At 39.1% G+C, this 23,886-nt stretch carries 16 protein-coding genes; 5 read left to right on the forward strand and 11 right to left on the reverse strand.

Annotation, left to right across the window (positions count from 1 at the left end; all coding sequences use genetic code 11):
* Positions 1–68 precede the first annotated feature (68 nt).
* From ABXZ32_RS00695 to ABXZ32_RS00705, 3 genes are all read left to right on the forward strand, one after another.
* Entirely contained in the window at positions 69–1,082 is a 1,014-nt protein-coding gene (locus ABXZ32_RS00695) for a dipeptide epimerase (RefSeq protein WP_354616771.1), read from the forward strand.
* On the forward strand, positions 1,079–2,137 hold the full coding sequence (locus tag ABXZ32_RS00700) for an aminotransferase class I/II-fold pyridoxal phosphate-dependent enzyme (protein WP_354616772.1): 1,059 nt from the start codon (positions 1,079–1,081) through the stop codon (positions 2,135–2,137). The genes ABXZ32_RS00695 and ABXZ32_RS00700 overlap by 4 nt, the downstream gene beginning before the upstream one ends.
* Before the next feature lie 114 nt (positions 2,138–2,251).
* A complete protein-coding gene (locus ABXZ32_RS00705; RefSeq protein WP_354616773.1) occupies positions 2,252–2,698 on the forward strand; it encodes a hypothetical protein in 447 nt (148 codons plus the stop codon).
* A 79-nt stretch (positions 2,699–2,777) separates the two neighbouring features.
* On the opposite strand, the gene trxB is transcribed toward ABXZ32_RS00705, so the two are convergent.
* Positions 2,778–3,743 (reverse strand): thioredoxin-disulfide reductase, encoded by a 966-nt coding sequence (gene trxB / locus ABXZ32_RS00710; RefSeq protein WP_354616774.1) that lies wholly within the window; start codon positions 3,741–3,743, stop codon positions 2,778–2,780.
* A gap of 394 nt (positions 3,744–4,137) precedes the next feature.
* On the opposite strand from trxB, the gene ABXZ32_RS00715 reads away from it, so the two are divergent.
* Positions 4,138–7,044, forward strand: a complete 2,907-nt coding sequence (locus ABXZ32_RS00715; protein ID WP_354616775.1) for a PEP/pyruvate-binding domain-containing protein — start codon at positions 4,138–4,140, stop codon at positions 7,042–7,044.
* Position 7,045: 1 nt separating this feature from the next.
* Complete coding sequence (locus ABXZ32_RS00720) at positions 7,046–8,308, forward strand: serine hydrolase (protein ID WP_354616776.1); 1,263 nt, start codon at positions 7,046–7,048, stop codon at positions 8,306–8,308.
* A gap of 3 nt (positions 8,309–8,311) precedes the next feature.
* Here ABXZ32_RS00720 and ABXZ32_RS00725 read toward each other — a convergent pair whose 3' ends face one another.
* From ABXZ32_RS00725 to ABXZ32_RS00770, 10 genes are all read right to left on the reverse strand, one after another.
* Positions 8,312–11,143, reverse strand: a complete 2,832-nt coding sequence (locus tag ABXZ32_RS00725; protein WP_354616777.1) for an Npt1/Npt2 family nucleotide transporter — start codon at positions 11,141–11,143, stop codon at positions 8,312–8,314.
* Positions 11,144–11,369: 226 nt separating this feature from the next.
* Positions 11,370–12,275 carry a serine hydrolase gene (locus ABXZ32_RS00730; RefSeq protein WP_408016430.1) on the reverse strand — a complete coding sequence of 302 codons (906 nt, stop codon included), beginning with the start codon at positions 12,273–12,275 and terminating at the stop codon, positions 11,370–11,372.
* A gap of 551 nt (positions 12,276–12,826) precedes the next feature.
* Positions 12,827–15,040 (reverse strand): multicopper oxidase domain-containing protein, encoded by a 2,214-nt coding sequence (locus ABXZ32_RS00735; RefSeq protein WP_354617299.1) that lies wholly within the window; start codon positions 15,038–15,040, stop codon positions 12,827–12,829.
* A 28-nt stretch (positions 15,041–15,068) separates the two neighbouring features.
* Positions 15,069–15,932, reverse strand: a complete 864-nt coding sequence (locus tag ABXZ32_RS00740; RefSeq protein WP_354616779.1) for a DUF3347 domain-containing protein — start codon at positions 15,930–15,932, stop codon at positions 15,069–15,071.
* A 257-nt stretch (positions 15,933–16,189) separates the two neighbouring features.
* On the reverse strand, positions 16,190–17,947 hold the full coding sequence (locus tag ABXZ32_RS00745; protein ID WP_354616780.1) for an efflux RND transporter periplasmic adaptor subunit: 1,758 nt from the start codon (positions 17,945–17,947) through the stop codon (positions 16,190–16,192).
* A gap of 198 nt (positions 17,948–18,145) precedes the next feature.
* Complete coding sequence (locus tag ABXZ32_RS00750; RefSeq protein WP_354616781.1) at positions 18,146–18,856, reverse strand: PepSY domain-containing protein; 711 nt, start codon at positions 18,854–18,856, stop codon at positions 18,146–18,148.
* 8 nt (positions 18,857–18,864) lie between these two features.
* Positions 18,865–19,461, reverse strand: coding sequence for a DUF2911 domain-containing protein (locus ABXZ32_RS00755; RefSeq protein WP_354616782.1), 597 nt, complete (start codon positions 19,459–19,461; stop codon positions 18,865–18,867).
* Between the two features lie 8 nt (positions 19,462–19,469).
* The gene (locus ABXZ32_RS00760) at positions 19,470–21,968 is read right to left on the reverse strand and encodes a heavy metal translocating P-type ATPase (protein ID WP_354616783.1); all 2,499 of its coding nucleotides are present in this window, start codon (positions 21,966–21,968) and stop codon (positions 19,470–19,472) included.
* 86 nt (positions 21,969–22,054) lie between these two features.
* Complete coding sequence (locus tag ABXZ32_RS00765) at positions 22,055–22,612, reverse strand: DUF3347 domain-containing protein (RefSeq protein ID WP_354616784.1); 558 nt, start codon at positions 22,610–22,612, stop codon at positions 22,055–22,057.
* A gap of 37 nt (positions 22,613–22,649) precedes the next feature.
* Positions 22,650–23,882, reverse strand: a complete 1,233-nt coding sequence (locus tag ABXZ32_RS00770) for a TolC family protein (protein WP_354616785.1) — start codon at positions 23,880–23,882, stop codon at positions 22,650–22,652.
* Positions 23,883–23,886 lie beyond the last annotated feature (4 nt).

Below are 23,886 nucleotides of genomic sequence, written 5' to 3' on the forward strand. Positions count from 1 at the left end.
TGAAATTTCAGTGGGTTTTGATTTTTTTGTCCCCTGCTAATACATATCTTAGTGGAAACGATTTGCAGATGAATCTTAGCTTAAAAAAATATGTATTACCCCTAAAACACACCTTCAGTATTTCTAGGGAGTCACACAATTTTCAAGATACCTTGATTGCCTGTTTGTCCCACCAAGGAAAAACTGGTTATGGGGAGGCAACATCCAATCCATATTATAAGATTACCTTGGAGAGTATGGAACAGGAAATTGAGGCCATAAAAAAGGAAATTGAATCTTTTGATTTTACTACTCCTGAAAAATTCCATGCTTTTTTGACCACAAAAAAATTAAGCAATTTCGCCTTATGTGCCTTGGACCTAGCTGCCCATGACCTGTACGGTAAACTACTGGAAAAACCACTCTACAGCATTTGGGGAACCGATATCTCCTCCTACCCCATTACCAATTACACGATCGGGTTGGATACGTTGGAGAAAATGGTTGAAAAAATTAAAGAATTTCCATGGCCCATCTATAAGATAAAACTGGGAACGGATCATGACGTTGCAATTATACGGGAATTAAGAAAACATACCGATGCCATATTTCGGGTAGATGCCAATTGTGCATGGACGGCTGAAGAGACCATTCACAATGCCCCTCTACTTAAAGAATTGGGTGTGGAATTTTTGGAACAACCATTAAAGGCCGATGATTGGAACGGCATGGAATTGGTATCCCACCACAGTGTACTGCCTACCATTGCCGATGAAAGTTGTATTGTAGAATCCGATGTGGAAAAGTGTGGGTTACATTATAATGGTATCAATATAAAACTTACCAAATGTGGTGGCCTCACCCCTGCCCTGAGGATGATAAGTAAGGGCAAGGAGATGGGACTGAAGGTAATGGTGGGATGTATGACCGAATCTACTGTAGGTATCTCCGCAATTGCCCAACTCTTACCTCAATTGGATTATGTGGATATGGATGGGGCATTACTATTGAAAGAGGATATAGCAGATGGCATTAAAATATTGGAGCATGGAAAACTTATTTTCCCCACCTTGGGTGGAAGTGGTATAACCCTAAAAGCATGATCCATTACATCGATGAATTCCCAGGAAGAAAAATTAAGATAGGTGACCAGAACTACCTGTATTTTGGGGGAACCTCCTATTTAGGGCTTCAAACGGATAAAAAATTCCAACGTATTCTTATAGATAACATAAGAAAATACGGTACAAATTATGGGGCCTCCAGAATCTCCAACATCCGATTGTCCGTCTATGAGAAGGCAGAGAAGTATTTGGCTAAACTGGTTGGCAGTGAAGCGTGCAGCACGCTCTCTTCGGGCTATCTTGCCGGACAATTTGTTAGACAATATTTTAATTTAAACGCCTATAAAACGTTTTACGCTCCAAACTCCCACCCAGCTCTCCAACTATCCGAAAATGAAAACAACAGCACCTACGAAGATTTAAAAAGGGAGTTGGATGTTTATTTAAGACAAACAAGTGCCGTCACCCCTGTGGTCTTTTTGGATTCCATTGATTTTACGGGCAATAGCTACCCACATTTTAATGGCCTCAGAAAGCTGCCTTTGGATAAGATCATCGTAGTTGCCGATGATTCCCATGGGATTGGGGTTGTCGGTGATAATGGGGGTGGTGTTTTTAAAAAGCTATTGGCTTTAGAAGCAAAGGAAATAGTTGTTTGTTGTTCCCTGGGTAAAGGTTATGGGTTACAGGCGGGAGCAGTTTTTGGAACAAGAAAAAGAATCCAATCTATGACAGAAACCGCTTTCTATGGTGGAGCTAGTCCGGCAACCCCGGCTAATCTGGCAACAATATTGGATTCAGGGGAAATTTTGGCCAAAAAAAGAAAAATATTGAACAAGCGAATGCTGCAGTTTAGAAAACAACTTCCCGAAAACCATAATTTTAGTATCATGGACGGACACCCTGCCATTACCTTTGAGAATAAGAAATTCACGGACTATTTAGAGAAAAACAAGATTATAGTTACCAACTTTCCTTATCCCAATGAAGATTCTTCTACAATGAGCAGAATTGTGCTCAGTTCTTCCCACAAGAAAAAAGATCTCTCAAAATTAATACACTTGATCAAAAAGTATTACTCTGATCAAATATGATCTTAATCATTGTTATTTAGGCATTAAATATAAACTTTGAATTATTATGTATTTTATAAAATATATTGTAACTTTTTACTGAATATTTACTAACTATCACAAAATCTTACTGCGATGAAGAAAATTTTAGGAATTATATTTATAATGCTCATCATGGTTTCTGCCACAAAATACACCACTGAGGATAAAAGTAGTATGCATACTATAGAAGGTACTTGGGAACTCCAAAATTTTTATCAGTACGATGGGCAGAATGTAATAGATACCACACCCACTACCAAAGGGTATCGACAAGTGAAAATGTATTATAACGGTAAAATAATGTGGTCTAGAACCTCTCCTGCAGAAAAAAAGGGAAGATTTGGATATGGGACCTATAAAATAACCCCAGACAGACTTATTGAACAAATAGAATATGGCGATTGGGAAATGATGCAGGCATTGGATACCATTAGGCAGTTTACTTTTGAATTAATATTGGAGGATGAAACCTATAGTCAAATTCAAATTGATGAAATGGGAAATAGAGTTTTCTCAGAAAATTATAAGCGTATAGATTAACAATCTATACGTACTAAACAAAAAAAACAGCTGTATATACAGCTGTTTTTTTTATGGTTTATAATCAAATATGATTTGATTATACTACTTCCTTTACAGTTTCAATGGTAGCCAAATAACGCTCTGCGTCCAAGGCTGCCATACATCCTGTTCCCGCAGCAGTTACTGCCTGTCTGTATTCTTTATCCTGGACATCTCCACTGGCAAATACTCCTGGTATACTGGTTTTGGTGGATTTCCCTTTGGTAATAATATACCCGGTTTCGTCCATTTCCAATTTGCCCTTAAAGATGTCTGTGTTTGGTTTGTGTCCGATGGCTATAAACAAACCGGTGATGGCTATTTCTTCCTTCTCCCCTGTTTGATTGTTCACTATTCGTAATCCTTCCACAACCTGCTCTCCCAATACTTCGTCAACCTCGGTATTGTACCGTATTTCAATGTTGGATAAACTATTGACCCTATGTTGCATGGCTTTTGAGGCCCTCATTTCATCCCTACGGACCAGCATGGTTACCTTTTTACAGATATTTGCCAAATAAGAAGCTTCTTCCGCTGCCGTATCTCCAGCACCTACAATAGCTACTTCTTGTCCTTTATAAAAGAACCCATCGCAAACCGCACAGGCGGAAACTCCCCCACCTCTAAGTCTCTGTTCACTGGGAATATTTAAATATTTTGCAGTTGCCCCGGTAGAAATAATGATGGTCTCCGCTTCAACAACCTTGTTATCATCAACGGTAGCCCTATGTATTCCACCAACTTCATTACTGAATTCAACAGCTGTTACCATTCCAATTCGTACCTCGGTTCCAAAACGCTCTGCCTGTTGTTGCAACTGTACCATCATGGTTGGCCCATCTATCCCCTCGGGGTAGCCTGGAAAGTTATCTACCTCGGTGGTTGTGGTCAATTGTCCTCCAGGTTCCATTCCTGTATACACTACAGGCTTTAAATCTGCCCTTGCAGCATAGATGGCTGCAGTATATCCTGCTGGTCCTGAGCCTATAATCAATGTTTTTATTCTTTCTATTTTTTCTGACATAATCAAATCTTCAACATATTTTACATTACAAAAGTAGGTTTTTACTCAAAAAACTTACCGCCAAAGTTATCAAAAGTTATTATACCCTAAAAGATAAATGATATAAGCCTTCTAATCCCCACTAAAAAGTAGCAATTGAACTTAAAAAAATATGGATCCCAACCTGTTATGTTAAGGCATATGCTATTATTCTGAACATTTTACCACAATTGTCCATTTATACAGTGTTGTGCTATAGATAAATTTCAAATTAAAACAACTAATCCTTCATTTGTGATTTGAGAGCAATAGCCATTAATTCCTCGAATTGATTGAAAATTATTAGCTTTACAAATGCCAAATTCTAAAATTGGCATTAGATTTGAATATCAAATCATTACATATATCTTACTTCATGAAAAAAATTCTTTTCTGCACTATAATCTCAGTATTCATATGTACTCTAGCGGTTGCCCAAAAAGTTTCTGACAAGCAGATCACAGAGCAGGTAGCACTGTATAAAAATGATATCCGTGGTCCTTATAAGGATATCCGCTGGTTCTGTACCGATGGAAGTATCCGCCAACCAAAGGACCCTTGTCCTAAAGAAATTGGTCCGGGCGTACAACATGCCCGTTATAAGGATGCAGTCGTAAATCTCGGCAAGAGCAACCATATTTTCCTAGGGCAAATTTTGGCCTTCACGGACAAAAAGGAGTTTTGGGATGCAGAGCACAACCACTCCCGTCTAAAGCAATACCAACTGGAAAAATACCTAAGAAGTGTTGATGACGGATGGATTTTAAGAAAGGGACAGTTCTATAGGGGCTCCGTACAGGCCGAAGATGAAGAAGCATGGGGAATAGATTTTTACAAGTGGCTCCTGGCCAAGGATGAAGTAATTTCCCAAAACTTTTATTTGGTAAGGCAATCCTTAAAAGCTATCCCTCATAAGGGGGATGACAACCTGGCCCAGTTAATGAGGAGTCAGTCTAAAGTGATTTCAGATCTATATGAGCCTTTTATGGACCTAAGGGTCAAGATTCATGGGCAGCCTGAATTTGGGGATATCGAGAGGGTAATAGCTTTTCAAAACATAAATGCCTCTAAATTAACTCCAGATCTAAATACCAAAATCAAAGAATTGGTTTCCACAATGACCAAATTCTACCAACCTATAGATATAAAATCGCTTTGGGAAAAAGCCACGCTTTTAAAGAATACCCCTTTGGGTGAAATAATTAGTGATTATGTTTCCAAGAATTACAATTCCACTGACGTTTCTAAATTAGTACCGGCAACTGCAGAGGTAATCCTTCAAATTAGGGAAGGCATATTGGCCGAAAAGCGACCTTTGGCCCGTTTACAATTATTGGATATCTCCTTAAAACTAGAGGAATTGATATTTAAATCCTCTCCTAACTGGCAGCCAGCAGAACTACACGGCCTGTTGGAAAAAATATGCTATCTGGGGATGGCCACGGCCGGATCTGGATATATTGAACTTAATGAATGGGAGCAGATCAACAGTGGCATTCAGGCCTATCACAATCCTACAATGACTTTGGCCGAACTAAACTCCCTCCTGGAAACTGCGAGAAGGGAAGTGGAATGGAGTGCCTCCATGGTAAAGGCCAATTATGAAGACATAGTAAATGAATATACTGCCTTTGAGCCAAAGGCATATGGTTTTATAGACGACAGAATACGTGGGTCCATTGCCCTAAATTTGGGGGAGAGTGTTGGACAACTTGGCGACTTCATTGCGAAGGAATCATCCCTTTCCAACAAGGTCATGGATATTCCTAACCAAAGTGCAATGCGCGGACTAAATCCTGGGTATGCCTATGGCGAACTTGTGGTCATTGATGGTACCTCAGATGACATTGAAGTGTCTTCAGACAAAATCTACATCTTTCAACGCCCCCCTTCAGACTTAAAGCCTGTAGCAGGGATAGCAACTGTATCGGAAGGGAATATGGTTTCCCATGTGCAGCTATTGGCTCGAAACCTCGGAATCCCCAATGCCGCCTTATCAGACCAAAATTTACAGAGTCTTAAAAAATTCGATGGACAAAAAGTATTCTATGCCGTTTCCAATAAGGGAAATGTCATTTTAAAATTGGAACGTGAAATGACCGGAGAAGAGCGTTCCCTTTTTTCCAAAAAAGAACGTAGTGCAGAAAAAATTGCAGTCCCCATTGAACAAATTCGCTTGGATGAAACCAATATATTAAATCTAAGAAGTGTTGATGCATCAGACTCCGGCAAACTTTGTGGTCCCAAAGCGGCCAACTTAGGACAACTAAAGAAGATGTTCCCCGATAAGGTCGTTGAGGGCTTGGTCATTCCTTTTGGAATATTCAGGGTTCATATGGACCAAATAATGGACGGACAAACCGTTTCTTACTGGAAGTTCCTAAATAATATGTTCAAGGAGGCAGATAGGATGAGGTCAGAGAATATCCTGGAAGCAGAGGTTGAAAATTATCAATTGCGCCAACTCGAAACACTAAGGAACGCCATAAAAAAGATGGAACTGCAGCCTCAGTTCGTAGAACAGCTCGATAAAGATTTCCAATTTATTTTGGGCAAAAAAATGGGAGAAATACCTGTCTTTCTTAGAAGTGACACCAACATGGAAGATCTAAAGGATTTTTCCGGGGCTGGCCTCAACCTTACCCTATTCAATGTTGTTGACCGTGAAAAAATACTTCAGGGCATTAAAGATGTTTGGGCTTCCCCCTATACAGAACGCAGTTTTAAATGGAGGCAAAAATATTTATTAAACCCAGAAAACGTATTCCCATCCATATTGGTAATTCCAAGTGTGGATGTAGAATATTCTGGTGTGATGATCACCAAAGGAATAAGCTCTGGCAACGATAAGGATCTGACTATTGCCTTTAGCCGCGGTGCCGGTGGTGCTGTAGATGGACAGTCGGCAGAATCCTATCTGGTTAAAGCCTCTGGTGGGGAGGAGTTGCTTGCCCCGGCAAGGGAACCGTACCACAATACCCTTCCTATTACTGGAGGTACAGGAAAAAAACAGGTGACCTTTGAAAACACCATTCTCAACCGTCAAAATATTAAGGAGATAAGGGAATTGGCAAAAACCATTAGGGAAACCTTGCCCAAAGCCACTAATTCCGATTACAAAGGGGCGTATGATGTAGAAATGGGCTTTCAAAACAATAAATTATGGCTATTTCAAATAAGACCTTTTGTAGAGAACAAAAAAGCTTTGAGTTCTGGATACTTGGAGTCTATCACCCCTAAAATAGATACCACAAAAAAAATTGCACTTTCAAATAAGATTTAAAATGAAAAAATATATTAAATACGTTGTTTTAGTAGTCATCTGTTCCGCCTTTACCACTATGAACTACTACCCCATAGATGGGTATGCCCTTACGGGTATCAAGCGATTGAAAAGATTGGAACTTATTAAAAGTGGAGAGATAAAGGATGCTGCCACCTTACCTCCAGGGGCCTTAAAATCCTACTCTGAAATTGAGCTCAACCTACTATCACGAAGCAAGGACAGTGTTGGCGATTTGTTGGTGACCGATGCCGATTTCCAAAAGGAGATCAGTGGTCTCTTCAGAGGTCTGGACAAGAGTTATTCCCTTACCGTATTGGATATTTCGGATGCAGATAATATCAGGTATGCAGAGCGAAATGAAACCTCTGGTTATCAACCTGGTAGCGTAGGTAAAATAGCTGTCTTGAACGGGCTCTTTACCCAACTGGCCAATATCTATCCAGATTCCTGGGAAAGTAGAACTGCTCTTTTGAGGGATAAATCGGTTAAAGCTGGCGTTTGGGGACTAACAGATGAACATACCATCCCTATATACAATATTGAAACTAAAAAATTAGTAAAAAGACAGGTGATTGCCAGTGATGTATTTACCTTATATGAATGGGCAGACCATATGATGTCGGTCAGTAATAATGGCGCCGCTAGTATTTTATGGAGAGAGGTGTTGTTGATGGCTGCCTTTGGAAAAGATTATCCCGCATTGACCCAAGAAGAGGCAGATGCTTATTTTAAAAATACCCCAAGAAAGGAACTTACAGATCTGGGTAATGATGTGGTAAACCTTCCGCTACGAACTTTGGGCATTACTAGTGATGAATGGCGTTTGGGAAGCTTTTTCACTAAAGGGGCCAATACCTATGTTGGTGACAAGGGGGGAAGTATTGGGACTCCAATCGGGTTAATGAAATTTTTGGTTCAATTGGAACAAGGAAACGTGGTAGACAAAGCATCTAGTTTGGAAATGAAACGGTTGATGTATATGACAGATCGCAGGATACGCTATGCACAATCCCCCGTATTGAAGGAAGCCGCAGTCTACTTTAAATCGGGAAGTTTATATAAATGTGACCGGTCCAAGGGCGAGGCTTGCGGGAAATATATGGGGAACGTGAGTAACTTTATGAATTCCGTTGCCATAATAGAACATCCGGATAATTGTAGGTATATGGTAGTATTGATGACCAATGTGCTTCGTAAAAATTCAGCTACGGACCATATGATGCTAGCATCCAGTATAGATAAAATTGTGCGAAAAAAATAGCACTTAGACTTCAAGGCTGCCCAATATTTCGGCAGCCTTATTTCTTATCTTTTCATTCTTATCATTAAGGGCCATTTCTACTAAAGGGATAAACTTTTTGTCCTTTGTCTTTTCAATAAGATAAAGTACGGCCTGTTTTAATTTTACATCTCTTCTTTCCAAAAGTGCATGGTAGCATTCTGATTCACTATACACCTTAAGGTTCAGTTTTTTAATCTGTTCCTCGGAAATTGTCTCCATAAGTGTGGATTCTGCAACTGGAATCAGATCTTTTTTCAATTGCTTGTCCAAAATATTGTCCAAAAACTCAACGGCATGTACACGTTGCTCCTCTTTTCCATTTAAAATGGTATTTAAGATGGAATCTATATCACTAGGGGGGTATTTAATTCCCAAAAACCTAAAAATACGCTGTAGCTGTCTGTCCAAACGCTGCTCCAATAGATGGATCAGCCCATTTCTGGCCTCATTCTCCTCCAACGTCTCCGGACTTTGGTCTTTCTTCTTGTATTGGATTACTATTTGTGAATGAATAACGGATAAAGTGGTTTGATATAAATGGCATTCGTCCAATATTTTATCCACCACAAAACGGTCTTTGATCTGTAAATTGGGGTATTTCCATTTTAATCTTTTAAGCGCCTCTATGGCCTCAATTTTAATGGCATGCTCTGTATCTTCAGTAATTTTAATTAAGGTATTGATGGCCTTTTGGGAAGCGAATTTTTCAATGACAGGAACTATATAGATGGCATCCTCCAAATCTATATGTTCTTTTCGTATGGTGTTTACCATGATATCCATAATGGGCTCCCCAAAATCATAAAGGGCATCTGTGGCTACTTTTCTGGACTCTTTTTTTGAAAGATGTGGTACGATAAGCTCAATGAAATCTTTATCCAAGGTTTTTGAAGCACTGACAATAGCCGCATTTAGTAGTTCCGTGTCCGTGGCGTAAAGATGTTCCTTAATGATATAGTAATAACGTTCAACTTTGGCATTCCCAATCGCTTCCAGGATGGCAAACAATTTATTCCGCTTTTCCTTTTGGGAAGTTAATGTTTCATACTTTTCCAGGGCCAGTCCAATCCTATTGGCCAAGCTAAATCTATCCTGCAACTTCGGGTTGTTGCGCAACTCCATGGATAGCCCTATCAATGATGCATTTGCAATAGTGGCATCCTGACTGTTCAGGTATTTGTTAAAAAGTTCCAGAGTATCATTATCATAATTTTTCAAAAGATATCTGAAGGCCGCTGTGGTAACCTGTTGGTCTTTATCATGAACCATGGATTCCATCTGGAACGATAAATTTTGGGTTTTAAGGAAGTATAGGTTTTCAATGGCCAATGCTCTGACCGCAGCCGATTCATGTGTTAACAATCCCTGAATTGCAAAAAAGAACCTCTCATTTTTTACCTCCAAAGTTTTCTGTAACATATGAAGGATCTGACCTTCTTCCCCTGAATAAAAAACTCGGATTACAGTATCCACAATGGAAGTTACAGGAATCTCCTTTCTGTCGTGCTTTTCTTTTTTTGTGATGGACGTTTCCAATAATTTTTTAAACGAAACAATATATTCCCTTCTTAGATGGTATATAAAATAGAGCCAAATCGAGATAAGTACAATGATGATCAAACTGATATAGGTGGAGGAAATATTCAAACCGTTGATGAAGAATATTAGTATAAATCCTGCAAGTCCTGTGGCGATACTATCCACCACTACATCAGTAAACGTCTTGGTTTTCTTTTTGGTTTCAATGGGAATAGGGATGGACAATAGTTCTGTAGCAGCCTTGTTCACGGACTGTTTTAAACTACCATCTACCACTTTTATAAAAACGATTACCCATAGTTGTGGAATCAATAAGAGAATAGCAGAACCTATAAGGATTCCTGAAGGCAACCAAAGCAATGATTTTCCTACCCCAAAAGTTCCTACGATCCGTTGTGTCAAGAATAATTGTACCAAAAGAGAAATGACACTGAGGGTGGAAAACCAAAAGCCAAAAAAAGAGGTCAGTTCATCTTTGTCATCAATAAGGCGGGATGCATAATCACTATATTGATAATCTACCAATTTCGCCACAAGAACGCTAATACCGATAACGATGGCTATCAAAGTAAGCAACCTGTCTTGGCGAATCAGTTTAAAGGGAGATTCTCCCTTGGGATCTGATCGCTGGGAAACTTGAAATGCGTTTAGTTTAACCACCTCATTCTTCCAAATATACCTTGTAATAGGTAAACAGCACACCAATAGAACAGCCGCAAAGAACAATAAATTTTGGGAACTGATAAATGTGGTCAATAAGGAAGTAAGGTACCCTCCAAAGATTCCACCGGCGATGGCACCGGCACCAATAAAGCCAAAAACACGTTTTGCCTCTCTTACATTATACACCAGGTTCGCAAGAATCCAAAATTGGGAAGCGGTCAACAATCCGAAGATCGCAACCCATACATATGGGATATACAGTAAAAATCCCTTTCCAAGATTAAAATTAAAAGCGATCCCAAAAATTACCAAGGATATAACAGAACCTATCAGCGTTCTTTCGATGACAAAGTTCAATGCGTATTTCTCTAAGATTCTATCGTAGAAATAAGAACCTATTACTGCCATAATTGCGGTTAAGACATAACCTAAGGGCAATGCATCTGAGGTTAGTTCGGAAAGAAATAAAGAATTGATAGTTGGCTTTACGATGAGTAAAGTACTGATCAATAAAAAAATATTGAGTTGTAGTAAAAGTGTTTTATAAAGCTCTTCCTCCTTTATATCAAATACTTTTAACACATAACCCTTCAAGGTATTTAGAATCAACATGTAGCTTGGACTTCTATTACTTTTAACGGCAACGTTGTGGAATTTACCTCTGTAAAAATTACGGGTTACTCCCTTTACAATAAAACATAAAGGTAGCTAAAGAATGTACATTACCAAAGAGGTTGAAAAAACAAAATATGAATCTTTCGCGAAGCCCAATTACCCCACAAAAAAACCATTCCTATAAAGATTAGGGTAAAATTTAGTCTTAAGAACCAGTGATGGACTACAACAATGTATTTCGCAGTGCCCTTTCAACAGGTTTTACAAGATCTCTTATGATTTGCTCGCCACCGGCATCGTCTATCAGTGCAACAAGGATATATCGTCTATTAGGCTCATTCCCCCAAACCAAAATGGAGTCTGAATGATAGGTTCTCCAGGATCCCGATTTTCTGAATAAGCGAGCTGTTGGAGCTATTTGATCCAAGGTGTTTACAAACTTATGGTGCAATTCTGGATTTTCCATAATGTTCAGCATTTGTTTGGACCTTTTTTCATTGACCAACTGACCATTGGCCAAAAGGTAATAATAGCGACATACTTGGGTAACCGTAGCAGCATGACTCAAATTTTTAAGCGGCTCCCTATTGGTATCACCTCCACCACCGTAACGCTTTCCAACCCAAAGTCCGCCCCCGTGTTGTTTGTCGTAAAATTCATATTTAGGATCCGTCATAACGGCCTCTATCTTTTCATATCCAACCCGATCGATCATCCTAGTTGAAGCCTGATTATCAGATTTACTGATCATCAAACGCATGTCTTTTTTAACCTCAGCAGTTTCCCTTAACTCTCCTTTGTCAATAGCGTCCATGGCCGTTAATAAAATGGCGATTTTGGGAAGACTTGCAGCATACATCATATAGTTGCCATTGACCCTTGCAAATTTTGCGTTATTGGGGTCATTGAGATCTACAATGCCTACAGCCATTTTCTTTTGTTCAATCAATCTTTTCCATTGCGGATTAGCCATAAGTTGCTTTTCCAAATTACTTTGCAACCGTGAACTAAATAGTGATTGAAGGGGTTTAATAGTAGAATTATCCACTTGTAAGGGCAAATCGTTCTGTGCGTATACTCCTGTAACGCATAAGCAAACAATCCAAAGAAGTTTCAAGCTTGTTTTCATCAATAATTCTTTCTTATTAAAACGCTACAAATGTATTTAAATTACAATATGATATACTGTTAATTTTCAAGACCTGAAAAAATATTTAAACCCCAGCAAAATCTAGGGTTTTCAAATATTTTAGGGTTCAAATATGTTAAAAACGAAAACAATTTCCATTAAAAAAAGTCTAATTGAGACAAAAAAAAATCCAAAAAAAGACTCTTTTAGATAAAAAATTGATAGTCATAAGGTACAAAAAACCAGTAAGTTACAACGTTTCTTTTTGTTAATAATTAAATTTTGTACCCGGTATGACTTTGAAGTGAGTGCCCAGGTATGGTTCATCATAAAAAAAGATAGTAAACTGTGTACGTTGGAGATTATTTTTTCCTTCCCTACATGCGAACACAGACTCCCTTTCCTATGGATTTAACACCGTCTTTTACCCCTTTACACATTGGCTGCATCTTAATTGATAATCTCGGGCTGGTTGCCTTTGTATATACCCAATCCAACTACAAATGATTTAAAGCTGGATTGGGCATTTACTATTACAGTTCAGGAAGTGGCTAATAGCTTATTGTCGTCCCAAATCCAATTCCCATATCGCTATCATAATGTGTTGAAATACCTATATTTCTAGTAACAATATATTTCAATCCCGTCATATATTCTTTATCCGTATTTACCATGAAAGCCCATCTAATACGTGGAGAAATTGGAATATCTTCCCGCATTAACTGAAAACGCACATTACCATCCGTGAAAATCTCTCCTTGTAATTTTACAAGTAGTGGCAAGGTATATTCCGCTCCTAAACTCAAAACTGCCCTCTGGTCTTTTGTATTTGTTTGTCCGAACAGGTTTTTTTCCACTTCCCCGTGTTGTTTTCTATAGCGCCAATCGAACCCTACAAAAGGCATTAACCATTGGTTCTTTCCAAGATATCGTCCAATGTGCGTTTCTGCTTCGAAACCGTGTTCATCATGATAGCCCAATCGCCATTCTGTACCAAAACTCCATCTTGTATTTTGTAACATCAGCATACCATCATTTCCATTGGACGCAAAGTCATTTTCTGCCATAAAATGAAGCTTATTACTTTCTGCCTGGAGTTTTTTATAGGCCCATTCTTTGTTTGGCAAATAGGGATTTGGAGCTTGATTTTCATACGAAAACACCCTGTTCATCCCTGCCATCATATGATACAAAATGTGGCAATGAAAAAACCAATCTCCTTCTACATTCGCCAAGAACTCTATGGTATCCGTTTCCATTGGCATAATGTCGAGTACATTTTTTAATGGCGCATTTTCTCCTTGACCGTTCAATACCCTAAAATCATGACCATGAAGGTGCATGGGGTGGCGCATCATAGACCCATTATAAAGGGTTATCCTTACATTTTCACCTTTTTTGATTAAAATCTTATCGCTTTCCGAAAGGACCTTGTTGTCCATACTCCAAACATAGCGGTTCATATTTCCAGTTAGTTCAAATCTCAATTCACGTACCGGTGCATCCTTGGGTAAGGTTGTGGGGAAAGGAGCTTTTAACATGCCATAGTTTAAGGTGACAAGGTCTTGAGCTGTATTGGTTGCATGTTTGGAATGATCCATTTTTTCGTCCATCTGCATTTCATCCATTTTCATATCTGGATTCCCGCTTATTTCTGGATACATAACCGTGTTCATGTCCATTTTTTGCAATGACATATCCATTCCCATATCATCCATACTCCCATCCATATTCATCATATCGTTCATCATCTTCATTCCCTCAAAATATTTGAGTTTTGGCATTCTACTTTTAAGCTGAATAATACCATTACCTAAATAAATTGAAGCTGATTTTGTACGATCTTCAGGAGTGGCCAAAAACTCATAGGCCGTGTTTTCATTCGGAATTGCAACAACAACGTCGTAGGTTTCAGAAACCCCAATGATTAATCGATCTACCTCTACTGGTTCAACGTCGTTCCCATCATTGGCAACGACCGTCATTTTACCACCAGCATAGTTTAGCCAGAAATAAGAGGACGCACCCCCATTGGAAATACGTAAACGGACTTTTTCACCGGCTTTGAATTGGGAAAGCTTACTTTCATTTTGACCATTTATTAAGAATTTGTCATAATACACATCGCTAACATCCATCGCCAGCATTCTTTTCCATTCATTTCCTAATTTGGTTTTAAAATGACCTGCTTTAATTGCCTCCGAATAGCTTTGAACGGTTCCCTTCTTTATGGCCGACCAGTCATTTGCATTGTGAAGCATTCGGTGAACATTTTCGGGTTTAATATCTGTCCATTCACTTAAAATAATGGGTGCCTCCGGCAAATCGTCTATCCCCTTACGAAAAGTTGGATCGTCCTTTTTTTTCAATAATACAAGCGATCCATACATCCCGATCTGCTCTTGTAACCCACTATGGCTATGATACCAATGTGTTCCATTTTGAATAATTGGAAAACGATAGGTAAACGTTTCATTGGGTTCAATTGGCATCTGGGTGAGATAGGGAACACCGTCTTCCTTATTTGGCAAATAAAGCCCATGCCAATGCAAGGAGGTACTTTCATTTAATTTATTGTGCACTACAATTTCTGCAATGTCACCTTCGGTAAAGGTGAGTGTAGGCATAGGAATTAAACCGTTTACTGCAATCGCTCTTTTTTCCTTACCGGAATAATTGACGATGGTATCGGTAACAGTTAAATCATAACGAACAATATTTTGGGCAATTATGATATGTGTTGATAGCATTCCTAGAAATACCATCAGCAATTTGATTTTTTTGTTCATTTTCTTATTCCTCGATTGTTTCCACAGTTTTACCACAGCTCATCATTTGTGAACCGTAATACGGATTTTTGATGGTTTCCTCCTTGCTCAACCAATTGGCTCCCTTTCCATTATTTGCCATAGGACAAAATTGGTAGTATGTTGGAGATTCTTGTTTTGAAACCTTCATTATCTCATATATGTTTTTAGATAAGGAGTCAAAGTGACCTCTTTGTTTGCCAATGACTTTTGTATCCGCGATAGTTGCTGCATCTTCCTTCAAGTTTTTCAACACTTTCATCCAAACCATGTGGACGTCCATAGAAAGTTGATCCATTTTCACTTCATTAATGGTTTTTAAAAGCATCTTAGCGTTTGTAGAGGCCAATACCCCATCTGTTTTAACCAAGGCATCCTTGATAGCAAAATAACTATCGTAGACTCCTGATAGTGGGTTTGTTTCCTGAACTTCAATCATTTTATTGGAATGTTTCGAATGATCCATAAATGCCATATCCGATTTTGACTCATCTATGTTGGCGGATATTTGCTCGGCTCTGTCATATTGACAACAACTTGGCAAATTTAGGTAGGTATCCTCTGGGGCTAAAAAGCTTTCGTTATCATAACCAACCAAGGCTATCCGTTTAAGGATGTCATCCTTGGAAGTTTTTAGGCTATCGTATGTTAGCGTAGCTATTTTGGTGTCCTTGTCCCAATCAACCTTGGCTTCATTATCTATAGTACCGGCCTTTTCTATTGTGCTTTTGCACATGTTACAATTTCCGAGGATTTTTACGTTTTCGGATTTTTGATTTTTACTCTGGGCGTATGACGAGGTTATTGATAGTGCCATTAGCACCAAACTGATTATTTTTATCGATTTCATAGTTGCAAATTTTAAATTATGGAAAAATAAATAGTACAAGCAAATAGCTTGTGTGAAATAATTTCAAACATACCTATGAATCGGTCAACCATAGGGAGAAATAAGTCAATGTAGAGCGGTATCTACCCTCCTTAAAGATACTAAATTAAACAGCTTTTTTCTGACTATTTAATGGAGCAACCATTTATATTACATGCTTCACATTATCGTCATCGCATACAATTTAAGATTTAATGGATATGGTATTTCTGCCTAATTTATTTGGAGATCACTTGCTTCACTTCCCCACAGGTCATCATAGCCTCCCCATAATAAGGGTTACGGATTTCTTTTTCCCTACTCAACCAATCAGCCCCTTTGTTCTTATTGGCCATTGGACAGTTTTGAACAAATAATGTATTCGGAATCTCTTTTAAATTAGTGCTGATGGAAATCATGTTTTCCGATAGGTTGATAAAATGTTCCCTTTGGATTACAATATCACTAGTGTTGGATATTTTAGTGAACATTTCAACAATCTTATTTAAATGACCCTTTGTCATGTTATCTAGGTCCCCCACATTTATCTTTTTAAGGCTATTTATAGCTGCTTTGGATGATGTATTTGCATTCTCTGGATTGGAAGCAACCAGGGCATCCTTTACATCTATATAAAGATCTATAATGGACATAAAATCTTTTTGAACTCCTTTGGGTATCTCCATCTTCATACTTGTAGTTGTAGGTTCCCCTTGCGTACCTACACCTGTATGCCCTTCATGTCCGGTCATTGTCTTTCCTCCATCTTCATTCATCATGGATTTTTTTCCTTTGAGCTGTGCTGCAGCATCAACAGTAAAAGTTCCATTCGTCACTATTTCCATCCCATTTTCCAACCCTTCCAATACTTCATAACTCCCATTAACAATAGTACCCAGTGTTACTTCCCTCATTTCAAAAACCGGTTCTTCGCTATCTATTTTTACATAGACCACAGATCTTTCCCCTGTCCATAAAATAGCGCTCTCCGGAATTGTTATCCGATCTTCCATGCTACTGGCCGACAACATAATTGAACCTTGTACAAACATTCCTGGCTTAAGTATTCCGTCCTTATTCTGCAGGACTGCCCTCACCTCAACAGTGCGCTTATTGGAATTCAATATGGGATCTATAAACGAAATTTTTGATTTAAATTTTGTGTTTGGATAGGAGTTTGCAACTATGGTTATAGCTTGATCCTTTTTAAGACTACCTACTTGGTTCTCGTATGAATCGAAAACGGCCCAAACCGAACTTAAGTTTGCTATGGAGAACAAGGCAGCACCTTGTTTTATGTAATCTCCCTCTTCCACCATTATTTTTGAAACTGTCCCTGAGGCATTGGCATACACGGGAAAGTTCTCGGTAACCTTGCCACTGTTTTCTATTTGAGCTATCTGTTTTTCAGAGAGCTTCCATAGTTTTAATTTATTTCTGACCGCTTTGTACAAATCAGGTTGTGATTCCTTCAACCTAGCTGCTGTGAGCAGTTCTTGTTGTGCGGATACCAGTTCTGGGGAATAGATTGTTGCTAGTAGTTGTCCATTTTTTATTGCCTCCCCTTCATAATTTACATTGAGCTTCTCTATCCTACCTCCAAAGTAAGCAGCTTGAGTCCCGTTGATTTCTTCATTTTCCACTATTTTACCAGACAAGGTAAGAACGCCTTCCTTCATATTCCCATTACCAACAACTAATGTTTTAATATTGGCCAATGCCATGGCATTTTTGGTCATTTTAAATTGGTTCATCGCAAGTCCATCTGCCCCAGATTCAGCAGGAATGAGATCCATGCCGCAAATGGGGCAATCCCCCGGTTCTGATTGCATTATCTGTGGGTGCATAGAACAGGTCCACATTTTGCCACTCGCTATTTCTTCGCTATGGTCATGGTCTTTTGAGGTACCATCATTACCGGTACCCCCAAAAATAAGGTAACCGGCCAATACACCAATTATCACAGCAATACCTAGGTATAAAATATTCTTCTTCATAGCTTTAATTATTTATTCTTAGCTAATTTTATTTGCTTTCAAATTTTTCCATCATTGCCTTCGTCCATGGTTGAGCTTTGGGCCCTTACCAAACCAAGCGCACCAGAAAAAAAGTACTACACTACCTTGAAATAAAGGCTATACTTTTTTGCTATCGTTTATTGTGTTCCTACTTCCGATATATCGGTAGTATAAAAATTAACATTTTATCGCCTTTTTCCACTTACGCATGGTAGGAGAACTAACATACCACAAGGTAAAACCACTTAGTACGGTAATCAATCCCAATAAGGAGAAAGCCCTTAATATGAAATTGTTAAAATTGTCCCTCCCTTGATAATCCATGGTATGGGTCATCCACAAAAAATCGAACCAACGCCAATCCCTATGTCTAATTGTTTTAAATTTCCCGTCTGCCACAGACACATACGCCTTAATATTTTCCGGGGTATCATAGGAGATGACGTAGGCAGGTAAGGGGCTTTCTCTATATTCATGGTGCTTACCTGTCTCCGTGATTTTCTCAATTCCCAAAACTCTCATTCCAGGAATCATATTCTTCTTAGCCACTTTCAATGCCTCCTCCTCGGAAATTTCTTTTTTCACTTCCCCGGTCTGGGCATTTACCAGTTGGGTATGGTTTATTAAATAATAGGGCACATCCGCAATATCCAGTAATTCCAGCGACATAATTAATGAGGCATTGGGAATGGCTGTTGGACTTAATAAATTGGTGAACAATGTATGGTTCATTTCCTGATTATGAAATTGATCCCCATGAATCTCATCAATATCCGTCCAACTGAAATAGAGCCCACTGATGGTCCACATTAAAAATTGAATTCCCAGAAAGAGCCCTAAATAACGGTGGGTCTTTCTAATTTTTGCTGCTGTTTTTCTTTTGATCATTTTTTTGGTTATGGTTTAACTTTAAAAGGAAAACTAATTTTCAATTTTTCCCAAGAAAAGGAAATATTTCCTTCCGAACTGTTGGTTTTGGTTATTTGGTATTCTAAATGTTCTTTTACATTCTCCATTACTTCAGGAGTGACCTTTAAACGTAACACATCATCATTTTCATCATATTCATCCTTCCCATGTTGGTCCCAATTTGAATTGAATATAATGGTCCATTCATTTTTACCTGGAATAGTAAAAAATCCGTACTTACCTGCCTCTAATGATTGCCCTTCAATTTCAAGATCCTTGGTTGTTTCTATCCAAGTTGCCATATGGGCACCAGCTTGCCACACATGTCCGTAACCAACTAGCCCACCAAAAATAATGCGGTCCCTTACACCAGGTGACGAATAATCTATATGAACATGGGCATCTCCAATCATTGCTATAGCGGAGGTATGGGGGCTCAGAGTTTTCTTATTGGTGGTTTGCATAGGTTCACTCATGTTACCATGGTCGGAATGCATCTCGGTCGGATCTTTGGATTCTTTACTCTTGGTTTCTTTACACGAGAACACCGCAAAGGCTAATAAAATGTAATAAAAATACTTCATGGTTATATTTAATTAATATTAGTTGATCGTAAACGCAATGCATTGGCTATGACCGATACGGAACTAAAACTCATTGCCGCAGCGGCTATCATGGGCGACAACAATATTCCAAAAAATGGAAATAGAATTCCAGCCGCTATTGGTACACCAAGGGTGTTATAGATCAGTGCAAAAAATAAATTTTGTTTGATATTCTTCATCACCTTATCACTAAGGTTTCTTGCCTTTACTATTCCATTTAAATCTCCTTTCACCAAGGTAATTCCTGCACTTTCAATGGCCACATCCGTACCTGTGCCCATGGCAATGCCCACATCGCTTTTCGCCAATGCCGGAGCATCATTGATACCATCTCCTGCCATAGCGACCACTTTGCCAGTTTTTTGGAGTTTCTCCACTTCTTTCAATTTATCCTCCGGTAACATGGATGCTTTAAAATCTGCTAAATTCAATTCTGTAGCTACTGCTTGGGCAGTTTCGTGATTATCTCCTGTCAACATGATTACATCAATGCCTTTCTCCTGCAATTCTTTTATTGCCATGGCACTGGTTTGCTTGATTTTATCGCCAATTACAATAAAACCAACACCTTGTTTATCTATGGAAAGGTAGGAAACAGTTTTTCCCTGCCTTTGATAGGATTTAGCCTCCTCTCCCATGTTCTGGGGAATCATCGCGCCGGCATACTCCATCATTTTATCATTGCCCAAGGCCACCTTTTTACCATTGACGATTCCTTCAACACCTTTCCCTGTGATTGCGTTAAAGTCTCCTGATTTAAGGGATTCCACGCCTTGATCTTTACCATAATTAACGGTAGCCTCTGCCAAGGGGTGCTCACTATATTGATTTATGGAAATAATATATTGTAGTACTTCCTTATTGGAATATTTGTCACTTGAAGCACCGACCATTTCTACGGTAGGTTTGCCCTCCGTTAAGGTCCCTGTCTTATCCACGATCAGGACATTTACTTTTGCCAATCTCTCCAAGGCCTCGGCATTTTTTATCAAAACCCCATTCTGGGCTCCTTTCCCTACCCCTACCATTACGGACATGGGGGTAGCCAACCCTAAGGCACAGGGACATGCTATAATTAAGACTGCAATGGCATTTACCAGAGCATATACATAAGCCGGATCGGGTCCCCAAATGGCCCATACCACGAAAGTAATAAGGGAGATCAAAACAACGACTGGGACAAAATAGCCCGAAATTGTATCCGCCAGTTTTTGGATTGGGGCCCTGCTCCTACTGGCATCATTTACCATCTGAATGATCTGTGCCAATAAGGTGTCGGATCCAATTTTTTCTGCCTTCATCAAAAAAGATTGGTTCCCGTTGATCGTTCCACTGCTCAAGTTATCTCCTTCTTCTTTATCCACAGGAATGGGTTCGCCTGTGATCATGGACTCATCCACTGTGGTACGCCCTTCCGTAATAGAACCGTCTACTGGAATTTTATCCCCTGGTTTAACACGTAGAATATCACCCAAAGCAATGGCATCAATACTAATTTCCTCTTCCTTCCCATCCACGACCCGTATGGCCTTATTGGGAGCCAATTTCAACAATTCCTTTACGGCAGAATTAGTTTTACTATGGGCACGGGCCTCCAAAACCTGCCCCATTAAAACCAATGTTAAAATAACCGTTGCCGCTTCAAAATAGATATGAACGGTCCCTGCCTCCGTCTTGAATTGTTCCGGAAAAAAATCAGGAAAAATCAAACCAAACACGCTGAACAACCATGCCACCCCGGCACCTATGCCAATGAGGGTGAACATATTGAGGTTCCAGGTAAGTATGGAGCGGTAAGCTCTTTCAAAAAACATCCAAGTGGCATAAAATACGACTGGGATAGAGAGGGCTAACTGTATCCAATTCCAATATTTAAGCTCCAATACATCGTACAATGGATTATTGTGGACCATTTCGGACATGGCAATCAAAAATATGGGGAGGGTGAATACAACGGACACCCAAAACTTTTTTGACAATTTCTTAAAGTTCTTTTCTTCCGCGGATAAATCAGGTTTCATAGGTACAAGATCCATCCCACAAATAGGACATGAACCTGGGTCGTCTTTGACCACCTCTGGATGCATCGGACATGTATATTGTGTCACTGTTGCCACCATTCGTTGCTCTTCCACCAAATCCATTCCACAAACGGGACAATCACCAGGTTTGTCATAGGTTGTATCCCCCTCACAATGCATTGGACAATAATACGTGCCAGTGCCTTTTCCTTTAGGTGATATTACCTTTTCTTTAGAAATCACTTTCATTTCGCCCAAAGGATGAATCGTATAGTGCCCCCCGGCTTTTTCCAAGGCAGTTTTAAAAGAATCGATAGGAATATGCGAATCCATTTCTATAACGGCCTCCGCTTTCTCCAGATCTACCGAAGCACTGACCACGCCATCTACTTTTTGCAAAGTTAATTCAACATGAGTACGACACCCATTGCAGGTCATTCCATGAATTTGATACGTATGTTTCATTTTATGTTTGTCGTTAAATAAGTGTTCGTTTTACCAATTTGATCCTCTTATTACTAAAGATACTTTGATTTACAAATATTTCCCTGCTATTGGATGGTTTCCTTAACCGCCCCACAGGTCAACATCATATCACCATAATATGGATTTCTAATCTCTGAAACCTCTGAAAACCAACACCCTCCCGTATTATTAAAGGCCATTGGGCAAAACTGCTTATAGATGGTGCCTTGGGCCAATTGATCCTTAAATAGTTGTTCAACTTTGGAGGTTAAGGTGGCAAACAACTCCCTTTGTTTTCCAATATCTTTGGTTTTAACCATTTCTTGAGCAACCCCCTTCAATTCCATTTCATTTTCATCAAGGTTCTCTGTCAGCTTTTTTGCAGCAGTCTGTGTTCCCTCAACATCTGTTTTGGTCAAGGCAGTTTTTATAGCCATGTAGCCATGAAAAATTTTTCCGGTAGCATCATCGTTAAAGGAAACCATGGCTGTAGCATCTTCTTTGATTTCTGTCACTGCCGAGGCATCTGGTGCCATAGGTGCCTTTTTCTTTTCCTCTCCACATGCGGTCATCACCAAAAGGGTTAGTCCTGCCAAAATTGCATAATTACTCTGTTTCCTATTCTTAAACATATTGTACTTCATGATTTTAGTTTTACTATTATAATTGATTTACTTTTTTCTATTCGTTAATGCCCAAATAATTAATTAGGGCCGATTCCATATAATAATTTTTCACGGCCTCAATTTGATTCATTTGAAATTTTAGCTGTAACTCTTGGATATCCAAGACATCATTAAAATTTATGGTACCGGTTTCGTAATTTTTAATCAATATTTCCTCTGCATCTTTTGCCTGTCTATAATTTTTTTCCTGAATATTATATTTGATGCGGGCCGATTCCCTGGATGAAATTGCTTTGCTCAACAGGGTTTTTAATTTGTTTTTTTGATTCATTTTCTGGGCACTGATTTCCTCTTGCCGCAAACCGTTCTGTATGGTCCTTGACTTATACTTTGAGTTGAATACGGGAATGGAAACGGTTACCATGGGCATGATGATGTCTTTTCCATTATCACTGAAACTCATGTCATTTCGTTCCGCAACCGGGATATAATCCAACCCAAACCCAAGGTCAGGATTTGTCTCTTTACGGTTTAGTATTTCAGATTGGGTCACTGATTCATAGAGTCTATCATATTTCAGTATTTCAGGGTGCAGTTGTACATCCAATGTCAGCTCCTCCTGCTCCTGGATCACATATAAATTATCCACCAAAACAATTGGCAGCTCCTCTTCCCTATCCAATAGGTTGTTAAAAAGACTTTCTTCGGAAACATAGTCCAAAACCAGAACTTCCTTTTGGGCCTGCAATTCATTTTGTCTGATTTGCAAACGCAACACGTCCACAGCCGAAGCATTACCTACTTCCAAGGAGGTCAAAGCCAATTTTTCATAGTTTTTTAAAAGCTCTATATTTTCTTCCAGCACCTCTTGCTGTTTTTTGATCGCATATAATCTGTAATAGGATTGGGATACCGATAGCCTTAGTTTGCGTTTGATAATGACCATGTCCAAGTAATCCACTTCGGATAAGGCCGAGATATAATTTTCCCTTGCCGTAATGGAACCGAACCACGGCAACATTTGTCTTACAGAAAATCTAGCCTTCTGTGCCCCGGTCCTAGTCTCTGGTTCACTCACAAATAGTCCTGCACTTACTTCGGTATTCGGAAGGGTATTCACCTCATTTATCTTCTCTTTGGAGATATTATATCTAAGTTCAAATGCTTGCACTTCAGGATTATTGGCTTCCGCCTGATCCAAGAAACTTTCTAAGTTTTGCCCTTGTGAAAAATGGACAAAAAGCACCATAAAAAGAAGCAGTATTTTATGTACACAATTAAATTTCATCTGT

The organism is Sediminicola luteus (assembly GCF_040566555.1).
Lineage (GTDB): Bacteria > Bacteroidota > Bacteroidia > Flavobacteriales > Flavobacteriaceae > Sediminicola.

What these genes read in the sequence shown, in the direction of transcription:
- ABXZ32_RS00735 (WP_354617299.1), bottom strand. Translation starts at nt 15,040, where the DNA reads ATGGTATTTCTAGGAATGCTATCAACACATATCATAATTGCCCAAAAT.
- ABXZ32_RS00720 (WP_354616776.1), top strand. Translation starts at nt 7,046, where the DNA reads ATGAAAAAATATATTAAATACGTTGTTTTAGTAGTCATCTGTTCCGCC.
- ABXZ32_RS00740 (WP_354616779.1), bottom strand. Translation starts at nt 15,932, where the DNA reads ATGAAATCGATAAAAATAATCAGTTTGGTGCTAATGGCACTATCAATA.
- ABXZ32_RS00725 (WP_354616777.1), bottom strand. Translation starts at nt 11,143, where the DNA reads ATGTTGATTCTAAATACCTTGAAGGGTTATGTGTTAAAAGTATTTGAT.
- ABXZ32_RS00745 (WP_354616780.1), bottom strand. Translation starts at nt 17,947, where the DNA reads ATGAAGAAGAATATTTTATACCTAGGTATTGCTGTGATAATTGGTGTA.
- ABXZ32_RS00750 (WP_354616781.1), bottom strand. Translation starts at nt 18,856, where the DNA reads ATGATCAAAAGAAAAACAGCAGCAAAAATTAGAAAGACCCACCGTTAT.
- ABXZ32_RS00730 (WP_408016430.1), bottom strand. Translation starts at nt 12,275, where the DNA reads ATGAAAACAAGCTTGAAACTTCTTTGGATTGTTTGCTTATGCGTTACA.
- ABXZ32_RS00765 (WP_354616784.1), bottom strand. Translation starts at nt 22,612, where the DNA reads ATGAAGTACAATATGTTTAAGAATAGGAAACAGAGTAATTATGCAATT.
- trxB (WP_354616774.1), bottom strand. Translation starts at nt 3,743, where the DNA reads ATGTCAGAAAAAATAGAAAGAATAAAAACATTGATTATAGGCTCAGGA.
- ABXZ32_RS00755 (WP_354616782.1), bottom strand. Translation starts at nt 19,461, where the DNA reads ATGAAGTATTTTTATTACATTTTATTAGCCTTTGCGGTGTTCTCGTGT.
- ABXZ32_RS00695 (WP_354616771.1), top strand. Translation starts at nt 69, where the DNA reads ATGAATCTTAGCTTAAAAAAATATGTATTACCCCTAAAACACACCTTC.
- ABXZ32_RS00700 (WP_354616772.1), top strand. Translation starts at nt 1,079, where the DNA reads ATGATCCATTACATCGATGAATTCCCAGGAAGAAAAATTAAGATAGGT.
- ABXZ32_RS00760 (WP_354616783.1), bottom strand. Translation starts at nt 21,968, where the DNA reads ATGAAACATACGTATCAAATTCATGGAATGACCTGCAATGGGTGTCGT.
- ABXZ32_RS00705 (WP_354616773.1), top strand. Translation starts at nt 2,252, where the DNA reads ATGAAGAAAATTTTAGGAATTATATTTATAATGCTCATCATGGTTTCT.
- ABXZ32_RS00770 (WP_354616785.1), bottom strand. Translation starts at nt 23,882, where the DNA reads ATGAAATTTAATTGTGTACATAAAATACTGCTTCTTTTTATGGTGCTT.
- ABXZ32_RS00715 (WP_354616775.1), top strand. Translation starts at nt 4,138, where the DNA reads ATGAAAAAAATTCTTTTCTGCACTATAATCTCAGTATTCATATGTACT.